Raw genomic sequence first — 15,816 nt, 5'->3', positions numbered from 1 at the left:
ACTCCAAAACCCCTTCGGGCCAAAAGTGTTACCCATGTCTCCGGTATAAACCGTAACCTATGTGTCCGGAACGGACCCCTTTGACGATGGTGAGCGCGATGGGATTCGAACCCATGACCTACTGATTAAAAGTCAGTTGCTCTACCGGCTGAGCTACGCGCTCCCGCGGGCTCGAAAAGGCCGCCCTCGAAATTGCGCGGAACATAGGGAGAGTGCCGCGACCGGTCAACCGGAAAAGATGGGTTCCAAACCTGCTCTTTGCCCTAATCCGCCGCCTCTTGCTTGTTCCCCCGGGTTCTGGCGAGCAGTCCGGCGGTTTGGGTTTCGGTGCGGGAACGGCTGCCTACACGGCGGAACAAATCCGACGCACTGTCGTTTTTTGCCAAAGGGACGTTCGCCAAACCCTCGAGGAGAATACCAATGAATAGAATCACAACGGGCCTGCTTGCCGCCACCCTTTCGGCGACATTCGTCGCGGCGGAGGTGGTGCCGGTCAACGCCCAGCCCAACTACGTGCCACTCTCCCAGGCGGCAGCGCCGGATGTACAGACGGTGCAATACCGGGAGTGGAGGAGAAACCGCTCCTTCGACCGCAATTTCTCGCGCAATCGAAGCTTTAGCCGCAACGGTGACATGTATTGGAATGGGCATCGCGGCTATCGTGAATATCGCCGCGGCTATCGCCGTCATGGCGACTACTGGTTCCCGCTGGCCGCCTTCGCGACTGGCGCGCTGATCACCGGCGCGATTGTCAACAACGAGAACAACCGCGTCTATGAAGGCAACTCGCACGTTCAGTGGTGCTACGATCATTATCGGAGCTATCGCGCTTCCGACAACACCTTCCAGCCGAACAATGGTCCTCGTCGGGAGTGCCGCTCCCCTTACTGATCCCTGTTGAGTATCAGTAGCTGGTAATGGTGAGTAAAGGCCCGCGTATAGAAGACGCGGGCCTTGTCGCGCTATCCTAACATGGTTGGCAGTGGTCGCGTTTGTCAGCTGGCCCAGCTCAGGCTCTTGATAACCAGGTAAAGACCGCCACCTTTGCCGCGGGGAGAGCGGTACGCTCCAACAGCGTCGCAAATCCGTACCATAGCCCCGCTGAGTTCCCATCCGAGTGCTTCGAGGTCGTCGTCGGTATCGACCACGTAAGCCTGCGCCAGCTCGTCGATGCCGTTCTGTTCCCCGAAGGATCGGACCTGCTTTGCGTCCGCAAGGAGTTCGTCGGGCAGGTTGGAGTTCGCCCAGGCCCATAGCCAGTTGCCAGCCATTGTGCTCGTGGAACCCGCGATCTGGATTTCGGCGACGACCGCGACCTTCCCTTCCTGTGAAAACAGCAGCTTCCCCGCTGTCAGGTCGTAGTCATAGCGCGGCCAGTGCCCCAAGTGGAAATCCTTCTCCAGACGGGCGTTCTTCGCGGTAAGCTGTTCGAATGCCTCCGCGCACCAGTTGCTATACCATTCCGGCGTCATTTCCCCCTCGCCAAGCCCTCACATCAAGGCGAATATGGCACGCTCAATGTCCGGCGCACAGCGTCCCGCCAGCCCGCCAATTTGACGGACCGGGTAGCGGATTCCATGTCGGGCACGAACCGCCGCTCCAGGGCCCAGGTCTTCGCGAATTCCCGCGCCTTCGGCCATACGCCGGCCTTCGAACCGGCAAGCCATGCCGCCCCCAGCGCGGTCGTCTCCAGAATTGTCGGCCGATCGACCGGCGCGTCGAGAATGTCGGCCAGGCGCTGCATGGTCCAGTCCGATGCCACCATGCCGCCATCGACCCTGAGCACCGTCTTTGCCTTGGCGCCCTTCCAATCCTTGTGCATGGCGTCGAGCAGGTCGCGGGTCTGGTAGGCGACGGATTCCAGTGCCGCGCGGGCAAACTCCGCCGGTCCGGTGTTGCGGGTCAATCCGAAAATCGCGCCCCGCGCCTCGGCATCCCAGTGCGGCGCACCGAGCCCGACAAAGGCCGGCACCAGATAGACGTTCTGCGTCGGATCGGCTTCCGCCGCGAGTTTGCCGCTCTGCTCTGCCTTGCCGATCACCTTGATGCCGTCGCGCAGCCATTGCACGGCAGCCCCAGCGATGAAGATCGAGCCTTCCAGCGCATAGGTGGTCTTGCCGTTCAGCCGATAAGCAATGGTGGTCAAGAGTCGGTTCTTCGACCGCACCAGGTCGCTGCCGGTGTTGAGCAACGCAAAACAGCCGGTGCCATAGGTGGATTTCATCATGCCCGGCTCGAAGCAGGCCTGGCCAATCGTCGCGGCATGCTGGTCGCCGGCAACGCCGAGGATTCTGATTTCGGCGCCAAACAGGTTTTTCTCTGTTATTCCATAATCATCGGCGCAATCCTTGACTTGGGGCAGCATCGCGGCGGGGATGCGCAGGATGGCCAGCAGCTCCTCGTCCCAGGCATTCTCCGCAATGTTGTAGACCAGCGTGCGCGACGCGTTGGTGGCATCCGTGGCGTGAACCTTGCCGCCGGTCAGCCGCCAGATCAAAAAGCTGTCGATGGTGCCGGCGAGCAGCTCGCCCTTCTCGGCACGCTTCCTCGCGCCCTTCACCTTGTCCAGCATCCAGGCGATCTTGGTGCCGGAGAAATAGGGGTCGAGCAGCAGGCCGGTCTTGCGGGTGAATTTCTTCTCAAGCCCCTGCTTCCTGAGCTTCTGGCATAGCGGTGCGGTGCGCCGGTCCTGCCAGACAATGGCGTTGTGAATCGGTTTGCCGGTCGCTTTGTCCCAGATGACGACCGTCTCGCGCTGGTTGGTGATGCCGATCGCAGCCACATCCGAAGCGTCGCGGCCGGCATTCTTCAGCGCGGCCCTCACCGTCTCAATGACGCTCGACCAGATCTCCTCCGGATCGTGTTCGACCCAGCCTGAGGCCGGATAGTGCTGGGCGAATTCCTTCTGTCCGCTGCCCGCGACATTCATCGTGCCGTCGAACAGGATCGCCCGTGTCGATGTCGTTCCCTGGTCGATCGCAAGCACCAAACCGCTCATTCTGCATCCTCCGCCTTGACAAAAAGAAGGGAGACGGCAACGCGCCGCCTCCCTCAATTTCACACGGGCGCGAACGCCCGCATAGATCGTCTTACTTTTGCCAGCTCTTGACCAGTTCGTCGTAGTTGATGGTGACCGGCTTTTCCTTCTCGTTCTCGATCTTGAGCTGAGGCGCGAGATTGCCCTTCTTGACCGCGTCGGCGTTCCAGTAGGCGAGATCATGCTCTTCGGCCATCTTCGGGCCGATATCGCCCTGGACACCCGATTTCTCGATGCGGCTCATCACCTTCTCCTGCTCGCCGCAGAGCGAGTCCATCGCTTCCTGCGCCGTCTTGGCTCCGGACGACGCATCGCCGATTGCCTGCCACCAGAGCTGAGCCAGCTTCGGATAGTCAGGCACGTTGGTGCCGGTCGGGGACCACTGCACACGGGCGGGTGAGCGGTAGAACTCGATCAGGCCGCCGAGCTTCGGCGCACGTTCGGTGAAGCTCTTGTCGTGGATAGTACTCTCGCGGATGAAGGTCAGGCCGACATGGCTCTTCTTCACGTCCACGGTCTTCGAGGTGACGAATTGCGCGTAAAGCCAGGCGGCCTTGGCGCGATCGGTCGGCGTCGACTTCATCAGCGTCCAGGAACCCACGTCCTGGTAGCCGAGCTTCATGCCGTCCTTCCAGTAGACGCCGTGCGGCGACGGCGCCATGCGCCACTTCGGCGTGCCATCGTCGTTCAGCACCGCCTTGGCGCCGGCGTCGACCATCGAAGCGGTGAAGGCGGTGTACCAGAAGATCTGCTGGGCAACCGCCCCTTGCGCCGGCACCGGGCCGGATTCAGAGAAGGTCATGCCTTGCGCTTCGGCAGGCGCGTAGGCTTTCAACCAGTCGAGATACTTCTGGATCGAATAGACCGCCGCAGGACCATTGGTATCGCCGCCGCGGGCGGTGCAGGAGCCGACAGGGCGTGAATTCTCGTCGACCTTGATGCCCCACTCGTCGACCGGCAAGCCATTCGGCAGGCCCTTGTCGCCATTGCCGGCCATCGACAGCCAGGCGTCGGTGAACCGCCAGCCCAGCGACGGGTCCTTCTTGCCGTAGTCCATGTGGCCATAGACCTTCTTGCCGTCTATCTCGCGACCGGTGAAGAATTCGGCGATGTCCTCATACGCCGACCAATTGACCGGAACGCCGAGGTCGTAGCCGTATTTCGCCTTGAAGTCGGCCTTGTTCTTCTCGTCGTTGAACCAGTCGTAACGGAACCAGTAGAGGTTGGCGAACTGCTGATCGGGCAGTTGGTAGAGCTTCTTGTCGGGAGCCGTCGTGAACGAGGTGCCGATGAAGTCCTTCAGGTCCAGGTTCGGATTTGTGACGTCCTTGCCCTCACCCGCCATCCAGTCGGTCAGATTGCGCACCTGCTGGTAGCGCCAGTGGGTGCCGATCAGGTCGGAATCGTTGACCCAGCCGTCATAGAGGTTCTGGCCGGTCTGCATCTGCGTCTGGATCTTCTCAACGACGTCGCCTTCCTGGATAACGTCATGTGTGATCTTGATGCCGGTGATGGCGGTAAAGGCCGGCGCCAGCACCTGCGATTCATACTGGTGGGTGGCGATGGTTTCAGAGACGACCTTGATGTCCATGCCGGCGAACGGCTTGGCGGCGTCGATGAACCATTGCATTTCGGCTTCCTGATCGGCGCGCGAAAGCGTCGACAGGGGGCCGATTTCCTTGTCCAGGAAGGACTTGGCTTCGTCCATTCCGGCATAGGCATTGCCTGCCCCCAGCAACAGGACAAGGGCGGTCGTTGACGTTAAAAATTGCCGTCGCATTAGTTTCCTCCACAGTTTTAAGTTTCAAGTGCGATCTGGAGCAGTCGCCGGCACGCGGCCGCTCCAACAGTTTCCCCCTCTATACGTAGCGGAACACGCCGACGGCGTAGACCACGGAGAGAGCGAGAGCCCACCAAAGGTTGGATCCGACGAGACCCAGCCAAGCGAGATGAATAAAGGCACTGCCAAGCAGCGACAGAAACAGGCGATCGCCGCGTGTCGTCTCGAAGCGCAGCATGCCGACGCGCGGATTGCCGCCTGGCGAGGCGTATTCCCAAGCGGCCATGCCGCACAGCAACAGAAGAATGGTGGCGAAGAAAGCGGCCGTCGGCCACGTCCACGCCATCCAGGAGAGGTCGAGATTCATGATCATACCCTCCCCAGGGCGAAGCCCTTGGCGATATAGTTGCGGACAAACCAGATGACGAGCGCGCCAGGGATCAGCGTCAGCACGCCGGCTGCGGCAAGGAGGCCCCAGTCCATGCCGGCGGCCGATACGGTGCGCGTCATGGTGGCGGCGATCGGCTTGGCGTCGGTGGTGGTCAGTGTGCGCGCGATCAACAGTTCCACCCATGAGAACATGAAGCAGAAGAAGCAGGCGACGCCGATGCCGCTGGCGATCAGCGGCATGAATATCCTGACAAAGAAGCGCGGGAACGAATAGCCGTCGATATAGGCGGTTTCATCGATCTCCTTCGGCACGCCCGACATGAAGCCTTCGAGGATCCACACCGCCAGCGGCACGTTGAACAGGCAGTGCGCCAGCGCCACCGCAATGTGCGTGTCGATGAGGCCGAAGGCCGAATAGAGCTGGAAGAACGGCAGTGCGAACACGGCCGGCGGCGCCATGCGGTTGGTCAGCAGCCAGAAGAATAGATGCTTATCGCCGAGGAAACGATAGCGCGAGAAAGCGTAAGCCGCAGGCAGCGCCACCGACACCGAAATCACCATGTTCATGACGACATAGGTGATCGAGTTGATGTAGCCGGAATACCAAGCCCTCTGCGTGAAGATGGTGACGTAGTTGGCGATGGTCGGCGTGTGCGGGTAGAGCGTCATCGAGTTGACGATCTCGGCATTGGTCTTGAAGCTCATATTGATGAGCCAGTAAATCGGCAGCAGAAGTACGATGATGTAGAGCGTCGGCACGATCCACCACCAGCGCGATTCCTCGCCGCGCCGGCGCATGCGCCTGTCGAGATCGCTCTGCGACAGTGTACCGGCGAGACTTTCCGAGGCGGTCCCGTTCATCGAATTGCGCTCGGTTCGTTCATTGGCGCCAGCCATTTCAGCGCTCCGCGTCGTAATTGGTCATCACGGTGTAGAACACCCATGACAACAACAGGATGATGAGGAAGTAGACCAGCGACATGGCGGCCGCCGGGCCAAGGTCGAACTGGCCGAGCGCCGTCTTGACGAGGTCGATCGACAGGAAGGTCGTCGAGTTGCCCGGCCCGCCGCCGGTGACGACGAACGGTTCGGTGTAGATCATGAAACTGTCCATGAAGCGCAGCAGCACGGCGATCAAAAGCACGCGCTGCATCTTCGGCAGCTGGATGTAGCGGAATACCGCCCAGCGCGAGGCCCCGTCGATCTTTGCCGCCTGGTAGAAGGCATCGGGGATCGAGACCAGCCCGGCGTAGCAGAGCAGCACGACAAGGCTTGTCCAGTGCCAGACATCCATGACGATGATCGTCACCCAGGCATCGAACGGATCCTGCACGTAATTGTAGTCGATGCCGATCGCGTTAAGGTAATAGCCCAACAGTCCGATGTCGTTGCGTCCGAACACCTGCCAGATAGTGCCGACGACATTCCACGGGATCAGCAGTGGCAGCGACATCAGCACCAGGCAGACCGGCACGCCCCAGCCCTTCTTCGGCATGTTGAGCGCGATGAAGATGCCGAGCGGCACCTCGATCGCCAGGATGATAAAGGAAAAGATCAGGTTGCGAACCATCGCTTCCCAGAAGCGGCTGGATGAAAGCAGTTCCTCGAACCATTCGGTGCCGGCCCAGGTGAAGACATTGTTGCCGAACGTGTCCTGCACCGAATAGTTGACCACCGTCATCAACGGTATGACGGCGGTGAAGGCCACCAGCACCAGCACCGGCAGCACGAGGAACCAGGCCTTGTTGTTCCAGGTCTTGTCCATCTATGCCCCCATCTCGACACGCCAGGAATCGGCATAGATGTTGATGCCGGCCGGATCGAACCGCACCTTCGGTTCGGCTGGCACGGTCTCGTCCTCACCGATGACGGCAGCGATGTCCCTGCCTTCCAGCTTGGCGCGAACCACCTTGTGGCGGCCGACATCCTCGACCTTGGTGATCGAGACGGCCATGCCGTCCGGGCCGAGCCGCACATATTCGGGGCGAATGCCGAGTTCGACGGCGCCGCCGGCGGCTTTGGGCGCGCCCGGCAGTACGATACGCTGCGAGCCGAGCGTCGCCGTCTTGCCGTCGATCGCCACAGGCATGACGTTCATGCCCGGCGAACCGATGAAATAACCGACAAAGGTATGGCGCGGCCGCTCGAACAGTTCGGCCGGCGTGCCGATCTGCACGATGCCGCCATCATACATGACGACGACCTGGTCAGCGAAGGTCAGCGCCTCGGTCTGGTCGTGGGTGACATACACCATCGTGTAGCCGAAGCGGCGATGAAGCTGTTTCAATTGCGAGCGCAGCACCCACTTCATATGCGGGTCGATGACGGTCAGCGGCTCGTCGAACAGGATGGCGTTGACGTCCGAGCGCACCAGGCCGCGGCCGAGCGAGATCTTCTGCTTCTGGTCGGCGGTCAGGCCCCTGGCCTTCTTCTTGGCCCAGGACGCCAGGTCGATCATCTCCAGCGTCTCGCGCACCTTGCGGTCGACGTCTGCCTCCGGCACGCCGCGATTGCGTAGCGGGAACGCCAGATTGTCATAGACCGTCATGGTGTCGTAGATGACCGGGAACTGGAACACCTGCGCGATATTGCGCTCCTGCGTCGACAGGGTGGTCACGTCCCTGCCGTTGAACAGCAACTGGCCATGCGAGGGATGCAGCAGCCCCGATATGATGTTGAGCAGCGTGGTCTTGCCGCAGCCGGACGGTCCGAGCAGCGCATAGGCACCACCATCCTCGAAAGTGTGATGCACTTCGCGCAGCGCGAAATCGGCATCCCTGCGCGGGTTCGGCAGATAGGAATGCCTGACATGGTTGACGTCGATGCGCGCCATATCGTCCTCCTCAAGCCGCCAGCTTCGGCGCGGTCACGGCCCGGCCGTGCTCGTCGAAGACCATGATGTGACGTGGATCGATGAACACTTCGACCACCGCGTCTGTCTCGAAATCCCTGATGCCGTGGGTCAACATCACCCAGCGCACATCGGCAAAGTCGAGATGGATGAAGCTTTCGGACCCGGTGATTTCCGTGATGGTGATTTTCGCCCGCACCGGCACCGCGGAGGCATTGGGCCGGTCGAGCGAAAGATGGTGCGGCTGGAAGCCGACCGTATAGTTCGCATCGGCGATGTCGACGAGATCAGCGGGCACCGGCAGCTTGACGCCGCCCTCCAGCAGAAAATCCGCTCCCTTCTTGGCCAGCACGATGGTGTTGAGCGGCGGATCGGCGAAGGTCCTCGCCGTCACCAGGTCGACCGGTTTGCGGAACACGTCGATGGTCGGCCCAAACTGGGTGATGCGGCCTTCCGACAGCGTTGCCGTATTGCCGCCGAGCAGCAGGACCTCATGTGGCTCGGTGGTGGCATAGACGAAGATGGTACCGGCGGCCGCGAATATCCTCGGCAGTTCGGCTCGCAATTCCTCGCGCAATTTGTAGTCGAGATTTGCAAGCGGTTCGTCGAGCAGCACAAGGCTGGCATTCTTGACGATGGCGCGCGCCAGCGCGGTGCGCTGCTGCTGCCCGCCCGACAGATTGAGCGGCGTGCGGTCGAGATAGGGGGTCAGTTTGAGGAGTGCCGCCGCTTCGCGCACCTGGCTGTCGATCTTGCCCTGCTCGACGCCGGCCACCTTGAGGGGTGAGGCGATGTTGTCATAGACGGTCATCGCCGGATAATTGATGAACTGCTGGTAGACCATGGCGATCTTGCGCTTCTGCACAGGCGTGCCAGTGACATTCCGGCCGTCGAACCAGACCGAGCCGGAGGTCGGCACATCGAGGCCGGCCATCAGCCGCATCAGGCTGGTCTTGCCTGAAAGTGTGGGCCCGAGCAAAACGTTGAGCGAGCCGTGCTGAAGCGTCAGCGACACGTCGCGGATGTGCTCGACCGCACCGACCGTCTTGGTGACGTTCCTCAGTTCCAGCATGACGCCTCCTCCCAGGCTTTCCGCATCAGCTCAAAACCTCTTCATTCGGCGGCCGCGACGTGCTGCCGGCTTATGCCGCGCATGAATTCATCGAGTGCCGCGACCTGCTCGCGGTTAAGATGCAAGCCGCGCTTGGTCCGCCGCCACAGCACGTCTTCCGCCGTGACAGCCCATTCGTTTTCAACGAGATAGCGCACCTCGGCTTCGTGGAGATCGCCACCGAAATTGCGGCCGAGATCGGCAATCGACTTGGCCAAGCCGAGCAGCACCTGTACACGCGTTCCATAGAGCCTCGTCAGCCGGCGCGCCAAGCGCTGGTCGAGGAAAGGATAGGCGCTTTTCAGCTTCGCCACCTGCGCATCGAAACCCGTGGCCGGAAAATCGCCGCCCGGCAGCGGCGCATCTGATGTCCACGGCTTGCCGCGCTTGCCGAGAAAACCTTCGATCTTCTCCAGCATCGATTCCGACAGCCGGCGATAGGTGGTGATCTTGCCGCCAAACGCGTTGACCAGCGGTGCGGCGCCGTCGCCGCCATCCGCCTTCAGCACATAGTCACGTGTCGCTTCCTGCGCCTTGGAGGCGCCGTCATCGTAGAGCGGACGCACGGCCGAATAGGTCCAGACGATGTCGGAACGCTTGACGGGAACCGCGAAATACTCGCTCGCCGCGGCACAGAGATAGTCGATCTCGGTGTCGCTGATCCTCACATCATGTGGGTCGCCGGGATAATCCTGGTCGGTGGTGCCGATCAGCGTGAACTCGTCCTCGTAGGGGATGGCGAAGATGATGCGGCCGTCCCTGTTCTGGAAGAAATAGGCGCGCGGGTCGTCGAACTTCTTGGCGATGACGATGTGGCTGCCCTGCACGAGGCGGACATTGTGCACGTCGTTGAGGCCGACGACGCCGGACAGCACGTGGTCGACCCAAGGACCCGCCGCATTGACCAGCAACCGTGCCTTGACCTCGTCGGTCTCGCCGGTCCGCAGGTCCTCGATCTTTATCGCCCAGATTCCGCCCTCGCGGCGCGCTCCAACCACTTTGGTGCGAGTCCGGATCGTTGCGCCCCGGTCAGCGGCGTCACGAGCATTCAGCGCCACCAGCCGCGCGTCGTTGACCCAGCCATCCGAATATTCGAAAGCCTTTTTGAACAGCGGCTTCAAAGGCTTGCCCGCCGGGTCGCTTGCCATGTCGAGCGTTCTGGTCGCCGGCAGCAACTTGCGCCCGCCGATGTGGTCGTAAAGGAAAAGGCCGAGCCGGATCAGCCAGGCCGGGCGCAGGCCCTTGGCATAGGGCAGCACGAAGCGCATCGGCCAGATGATGTGCGGAGCGTTCTTCCACAGAACCTCGCGCTCCATCAGCGCCTCGCGCACCAGGCGGAATTCATAGAATTCGAGATAGCGCAGCCCGCCATGGATCAGCTTGGTCGAACCGGACGAGGTTCCGCTGGCGAGATCGTTCATTTCGGCGAGAAAGACCGAGAACCCGCGTCCCACGGCATCGCGGGCGATGCCGCAGCCGTTGATGCCGCCACCTATGACGAAAATGTCCCGGACTGAAGATGTGTCCACCTAGCTCCTCCACGATTTCGCATTGCACCATTTTTGCTCTTTTGCGAAACCGTGGCGGAATTATTTCGAACTCATAACGAATGTCAAACGAAATATCACACGCCTGTGAGAAGACCGTGAATTGCGTCAGCCAAGCGACGTCTCGATGAGCTGAACCTCGGCCTCCTGGCAGATCTTGCGCACGGACGGGATGTCGCAGCGATCGGTGATGAAGGTGTTGACCTGCGACAGATGGCCGATACGCACAGGCGCCGTGCGTTCGAACTTGGTCTGGTCGGAAACCAGGATGACGTGCCTGGCGTTGGCGATGATCGCTTGCGCCACCTTCACCTCGCGGAAATCAAAATCGAGCAGCGCGCCATCATGATCGATAGCCGAGGCGCCGATGACAGCGTAGTCGACCTTGAACTGCCTGATGAAATCGACCGCCGCCTCGCCGACAACACCCCCGTCGGAGCCGCGCACCACGCCGCCCGCAATCACCACCTCGATCGAGGGATAGATGCGCATCCTATTGGCAACATTGATGTTATTGGTGATGACCATCAGGCCCTCGTGATCGAGCAGTGCCTTGCTGACCGCCTCTGTCGTGGTGCCGATGTTGATGAACAGCGAGGCGTTGTCGGGGATCAGCCTGGCCGCCGCGCGGCCTATCGCTTCCTTCTCGTCGGCCGCGATCTTGCGCCTGGCTTCATACTCCATGTTCTCGATACCAGACGGGAACAAGGCGCCGCCATGGACTCGCGAAAGCAGCCGCTGGTCGCACAAATCGTTGAGGTCCTTGCGTATGGTCTGCGGCGTCACGTTGAAATGCGTGGCCAGGTCATCAACCAGCACGCGGCCGTTGTCCTTGGCCATCTGGATGATCTCTGCATGGCGCGGCGACAGATACATAAGGCAAGCTCCCGTTTTCGTTTTTCTTGCTTATAATAGAAAACGAAACCGATGAAAAGGTGCAAGCCGGCTAACGAAATCTGATGATTGTACGGGTGAACCTCGGTGCCACCTTCATCCAGCCTTTTCAGGCCGTGGCACGTGCAATTTCGGTAATGGCGGTGAAAGCGGCATCGACGTCTCCCGCCGTCGCGTCGAACTGGCCGACCTGGAAGCGGATCGCCACCTTCCCGTCGACCTTCGTTTGCGTCAGGTAGATGCGGCCATCGTCGTTGATCGCATTGACGAGCCGCAGATTGTGCTCGTCGGCATCTGCGCCCGAGGCAGCCTTGTGCCGGAATGAAAACAGCGACAGCATCGGCTCGGTGACGATCTCGAAATCCACCTCCCCTGCCAGCCGTGCGGCAAGGCCCTCGCTCCAGGCGACATGGTTGCGGATCATGGTTCGCAGGTTTTCCAGTCCATGCGCGCGCAGCAGAAACCAAAGCTTCAGCGCCCGGAAGCGCCGACCAAGCGGCACCGACCATTCGGAATAGTTGATGATGCCGTCACGGCCATGTGTCTTGAGGAATTCGGGCTTGATGGCCAGCGTGCGAACGAGGTTCTCGGGCTGGCGAATGAATTGCATCGAGCAGTCGAATTGCGCGCCCAGCCATTTGTGGGGGTTGAAGACGATGGAATCCGCCAGCTCGGCGCCAGCCCAGAAATGCCGGTACTCAGGACAGATCATCGCCGACCCGGCCCAGGCGGCATCGACATGCAGGTAGAGCCCATGCCGACCGGCGACCGCCGCAACTGCTGCAATATCGTCCGTGCCCCCGGTGCTGGTGCCGCCGACGCTGGCGATGATGCCGGCGGGCAACATGCCGGCCGCGCGGTCGGCGACGATTGCCGCGTCGAGTGCGGCCGCATCCATGGCACGAAAACGGCCGGCGACCGGAATGCGCACGAGATTATCCTCGCCTATGCCTGACACCCAGATCGCCCGATCGATCGAAGTGTGCACCTGGTTGGAGGAATAGATGCGCAACCGCCCCTGCCCGGCCAATCCTTTTTTGTTGCCTTGCCAGTCCAGCGCCCGCTCGCGCATGGTCAACACCGCGTTGAGTGTCGCCGACGAGGCCGAATCCTGGATAACGCCGGAGAATCCTTCCGGCAGGCCGAGCGCCTGGCGCATCCAGTCGACGGTCCGCATTTCAAGCTCGGTCGCCGCCGGCGAAGTCTGCCAGAGCATGCATTGCGCGGCCATCGCCGACACCAAATATTCAGCCACCACCGAGACCGGCGCCGCGTTGGCCGGGAAATAGGCGAAAAAGCGCGGGTGCTGCCAATGCGTCATCCCCGGCACGATCTTCTCTTGGAAATCGGCGAAAATCCTGTCCATCGACTCCGCGTCTTCGGGCGGCGATGCCTCGATGCTCCTGAAAATGTCGCCCGGCTCGATCAGCGGCCGCACCGGCCGCTCACGCAAATTGTTGCGATAGTCGGCGCCCCAATCGGCGGCGCGTTGCGACCATTGCCGGAAATCATCATTGTTCATCTTGTCCTCCCGACACGATCATTGGCTGCCGGTGGTAGCCGCCGGCTCCTCAAGATCGGATATTAGTCACCATGTGAAATATTTGAAGCCGCCGGCAGACTGCGAGATATGCGGACTAGCCAGGAAAATCCGGCAGGCTGGCGAAGGCCGTCTTCAGAGCATTCGACCATCCATCGGAGATCGTGCGGTAATACTGGTCGTCCTGGCCGATCCGCTTTTTGAGGCCGACCTGAAAGGCGTCCTGCTCCAGGAAAAGCAGGTCGAGCGGCAGGCCGACCGACAGGTTCGACTTCAGCGTCGAATCGAACGACACCAGAAGCAGTTTCACCGTCTCGGCCAGGCTCATCGTCTTTTCGTAGGCGCGAATGATGATCGGCTTGCCGTACTTGGTCTCTCCGATCTGGAAGAACGGCGTGTCATCGGTCGACTCAATGAAATTGCCTTCGGGGTAGATCATGAACAGGCGTGGCGGGCTGCCCTTGATCTGCCCGCCCAGGATGAAGGAAGCATTGAAATAAGAATCGGCCTTCTCGCCGGCGGGCGACGATTGCGCGATCACTTCCTTCACCGTGTCGCCGAGCAGCCGCACCGTCTGGTACATGGATGGCGTCTCGAGCAGCTTCTCATGACGGTCGGTCACCGCCTTTGTGCGTTCGTCGAGCAGGCTGACCACGGCCTGTGTCGTCGCCAGGTTGCCAGCCGACATCAGCACGATGACGCGCTCGCCCGGCTGTTCCCAGACATGCATCTTCTTGAAGGTCGAGATCGAATCCATACCGGCATTGGTGCGCGTGTCCGACATGAACACGAGCCCGCGATCGATCTTGAGGCCGACGCAATAGGTCATGGAATCTCTTAAGGCGGTAATCCCTGGGGGATTACTGCTCTACCGTGACGGTGACCGCAAGCAGTTCTTCCGCCTGTCCCAGTCGAATTCCCGACACAGGCGAAGCGTCACGGTAGTCGCGGCCGGTGGCCACCTTCACATAGCGTTCGTCGGGAGAAATACCGTTGGCGGGATCGAAGGCAACCCAGCCGAGGCCCGCGACATGCGCTTCTGCCCAGGCGTGGCTTGCTGCCTGCTCCACCGCATCCATCATCAGATAGCCGCTGACATAGCGGGCCGGAAATCCCATGGCGCGCGCGGCGGCGGCAAAGATGTGGCTATGGTCCTGGCAGACTCCGGTTTTCAGTACCAAAGCTTCCTCGGCCGAGGTCGTCGCATTGGTTGTTCCCGGTGTGTAGGCGACGCGCTCGCCAATGACGGCCATCAGCCGGTGCAGCCTGTCAAGGTCGGTGCCCTTGCCGACCGCCTCGGTAAGATCACGGATGCCGCCGCCTATGGTGGTCAAAGCGGTCTCCTGCGCGAACAACCAGAGTGGCGCGAAGCCTTGATGAGGCCCACAAACACCCGATGTATCGCGCGTCACCACCTCGCCCAACGCTTCGACTGTGATGAAGTCGTGGTCACCCTCGACGCTCAACAGCCTGTTGTCGTTGCCGTAGTGGTCGGTAAATCGCACTTCCTCGCGCACACCGTCGACCTTCAGCGCCCAGGACAGCACGGTCTGAGTCGGCCCGCTCACGGGAAGCAGCCGCAGCCTCTGGAGCAGATACTGCACCGGTGCGTCGTAGCGGTATTCGGTCCGGTGCGTGATTTTCAGCCGCATGGCCATCTTCCGTTCGCGTGCATGATCTCTAGCGAAAAACGATATCCACTACCCGGGATCATGCTCAATAAAACCTGTAGTCCTGCGCGATCTCGTCGCCGAGCCTGGTGTTGTCGCGAATGAACCCGGCCAGGAACTCGTGCAGCCCGGCGTCGAATATGTCCTTGATCGATCCTGCTTGCAGCATTGTCTGCGTGTTTTGCGCCGTCGCATGGCAGGCATGGCGCTCGCCATAGTCGTCGCCCAGGAACTTCAGATGCTCTGCCAGGAAGCGATAGCAGAAGGTTAGCGATCGCGGCATGCGGACGTTGAGGATCAGGTAGTCGGCGATGTTGGTCGGCTTATAATCGGCATCATAAACCCAGCGATACGAGCGATGCGCCGACACCGAGCGCAGGATCGATTCCCACTGATAGTTGTCGAGCGTCGAGCCGACCCAGGAGATCGACGGCAGCAGCACGTAGTATTTCACGTCGAGGATACGCGCGGTGTTGTCGGCGCGCTCGACATAGGTGCCGAGCTGCGAGAAATCGAAGATCTCGTTGCGCAGCATGGTGCCGTAAAACGAGCCGCGGATCAGCGCTGTCTCGCGCTTGATCGCGTCGAGCACGTTGGGCAGGTCGCGCTCGTCTATCGGCCTCGCCAGCATCCGTTTCAGCGCCATCCAGGCTTCGTTGATGCTCTCCCACGTCTCGCGCGTCAGCGCGGTGCGCACCATGCGCGCATTGTTGCGGGCGGTCTCGATCGACGACATCGTGCTCGATGGGTTCGACGTGTCGCGCAAGAGGAAATCAGAGACATTGGCGGCGGTATAGTCCGGGTATTTCTGCTTGAAGGTGACGTCGGAGCCGGCGCTGAGCAGCACCGAATTCCACTCCTCCGACGCGCTCTGGGTGCGAGTGAGCGCCATGCGCAGCCCGGCGTCGACCAGCCGCGCCATGTTTTCCGCCCGCTCGATATAGCGGTTCATCCAGTAGAGCCCGTTGGCGGTGCGGCCGAGAAGCATGGGAAGGC

15 protein-coding genes and 1 tRNA gene are annotated in these 15,816 nt (G+C 61.1%); 1 reads left to right on the top strand and 15 read right to left on the bottom strand.

Annotated elements, in window-relative coordinates; all coding sequences use genetic code 11:
- Window positions 1–87 precede the first annotated feature (87 nt).
- A tRNA-Lys gene (locus tag FJW04_RS22975) sits at window positions 88–163 on the bottom strand.
- 257 nt (window positions 164–420) lie between these two features.
- On the opposite strand from FJW04_RS22975, the gene FJW04_RS22970 reads away from it, so the two are divergent.
- Window positions 421–891 carry a BA14K family protein gene (locus tag FJW04_RS22970; RefSeq protein WP_140664185.1) on the top strand — a complete coding sequence of 157 codons (471 nt, stop codon included), beginning with the start codon at window positions 421–423 and terminating at the stop codon, window positions 889–891.
- 104 nt (window positions 892–995) lie between these two features.
- Here FJW04_RS22970 and FJW04_RS22965 read toward each other — a convergent pair whose 3' ends face one another.
- The 14 genes from FJW04_RS22965 to FJW04_RS22900 form a co-directional block, all read right to left on the bottom strand.
- Entirely contained in the window at window positions 996–1,472 is a 477-nt protein-coding gene (locus FJW04_RS22965) for a DUF6882 domain-containing protein (RefSeq protein ID WP_140716900.1), read from the bottom strand.
- Window positions 1,473–1,495: 23 nt separating this feature from the next.
- Window positions 1,496–2,998, bottom strand: coding sequence for a glycerol kinase GlpK (glpK, locus tag FJW04_RS22960; protein WP_140716898.1), 1,503 nt, complete (start codon window positions 2,996–2,998; stop codon window positions 1,496–1,498).
- Window positions 2,999–3,089: 91 nt separating this feature from the next.
- On the bottom strand, window positions 3,090–4,817 hold the full coding sequence (locus FJW04_RS22955; RefSeq protein WP_015317738.1) for an ABC transporter substrate-binding protein: 1,728 nt from the start codon (window positions 4,815–4,817) through the stop codon (window positions 3,090–3,092).
- A gap of 79 nt (window positions 4,818–4,896) precedes the next feature.
- Entirely contained in the window at window positions 4,897–5,184 is a 288-nt protein-coding gene (locus FJW04_RS22950) for a DUF2160 domain-containing protein (protein WP_015317737.1), read from the bottom strand.
- A gap of 2 nt (window positions 5,185–5,186) precedes the next feature.
- The gene (locus FJW04_RS22945) at window positions 5,187–6,104 is read right to left on the bottom strand and encodes a carbohydrate ABC transporter permease (RefSeq protein WP_140616343.1); all 918 of its coding nucleotides are present in this window, start codon (window positions 6,102–6,104) and stop codon (window positions 5,187–5,189) included.
- A 1-nt stretch (window position 6,105) separates the two neighbouring features.
- Window positions 6,106–6,972 (bottom strand): sugar ABC transporter permease, encoded by an 867-nt coding sequence (locus tag FJW04_RS22940; RefSeq protein ID WP_027044598.1) that lies wholly within the window; start codon window positions 6,970–6,972, stop codon window positions 6,106–6,108.
- Window positions 6,973–8,040, bottom strand: coding sequence for an ABC transporter ATP-binding protein (locus FJW04_RS22935; RefSeq protein ID WP_140716896.1), 1,068 nt, complete (start codon window positions 8,038–8,040; stop codon window positions 6,973–6,975). It lies immediately after the preceding gene.
- 10 nt (window positions 8,041–8,050) lie between these two features.
- Window positions 8,051–9,130 carry an ABC transporter ATP-binding protein gene (locus FJW04_RS22930; RefSeq protein ID WP_140716894.1) on the bottom strand — a complete coding sequence of 360 codons (1,080 nt, stop codon included), beginning with the start codon at window positions 9,128–9,130 and terminating at the stop codon, window positions 8,051–8,053.
- Window positions 9,131–9,171: 41 nt separating this feature from the next.
- The gene (gene glpD / locus FJW04_RS22925) at window positions 9,172–10,698 is read right to left on the bottom strand and encodes a glycerol-3-phosphate dehydrogenase (RefSeq protein WP_140616337.1); all 1,527 of its coding nucleotides are present in this window, start codon (window positions 10,696–10,698) and stop codon (window positions 9,172–9,174) included.
- Window positions 10,699–10,824: 126 nt separating this feature from the next.
- Window positions 10,825–11,592 carry a DeoR/GlpR family DNA-binding transcription regulator gene (locus FJW04_RS22920; protein ID WP_140716892.1) on the bottom strand — a complete coding sequence of 256 codons (768 nt, stop codon included), beginning with the start codon at window positions 11,590–11,592 and terminating at the stop codon, window positions 10,825–10,827.
- Between the two features lie 127 nt (window positions 11,593–11,719).
- Window positions 11,720–13,132 (bottom strand): pyridoxal-dependent decarboxylase, encoded by a 1,413-nt coding sequence (locus tag FJW04_RS22915; protein WP_140716890.1) that lies wholly within the window; start codon window positions 13,130–13,132, stop codon window positions 11,720–11,722.
- A gap of 115 nt (window positions 13,133–13,247) precedes the next feature.
- Window positions 13,248–13,979, bottom strand: coding sequence for a peptidase (locus FJW04_RS22910; RefSeq protein WP_015317729.1), 732 nt, complete (start codon window positions 13,977–13,979; stop codon window positions 13,248–13,250).
- A gap of 31 nt (window positions 13,980–14,010) precedes the next feature.
- Entirely contained in the window at window positions 14,011–14,802 is a 792-nt protein-coding gene (locus tag FJW04_RS22905; protein ID WP_140716918.1) for a transglutaminase family protein, read from the bottom strand.
- Between the two features lie 64 nt (window positions 14,803–14,866).
- Window positions 14,867–15,808 (bottom strand): alpha-E domain-containing protein, encoded by a 942-nt coding sequence (locus tag FJW04_RS22900; protein ID WP_140716888.1) that lies wholly within the window; start codon window positions 15,806–15,808, stop codon window positions 14,867–14,869.
- Between the last annotated feature and the right edge of the window lie 8 nt (window positions 15,809–15,816).

It is taken from the genome of Mesorhizobium sp. B2-7-3, assembly GCF_006440715.1.
Lineage (GTDB): Bacteria > Pseudomonadota > Alphaproteobacteria > Rhizobiales > Rhizobiaceae > Mesorhizobium > Mesorhizobium australicum.
The sequence above is the reverse complement of the archived record's forward strand: the minus strand, read 5'-3'. Positions and strand labels throughout refer to the sequence as shown.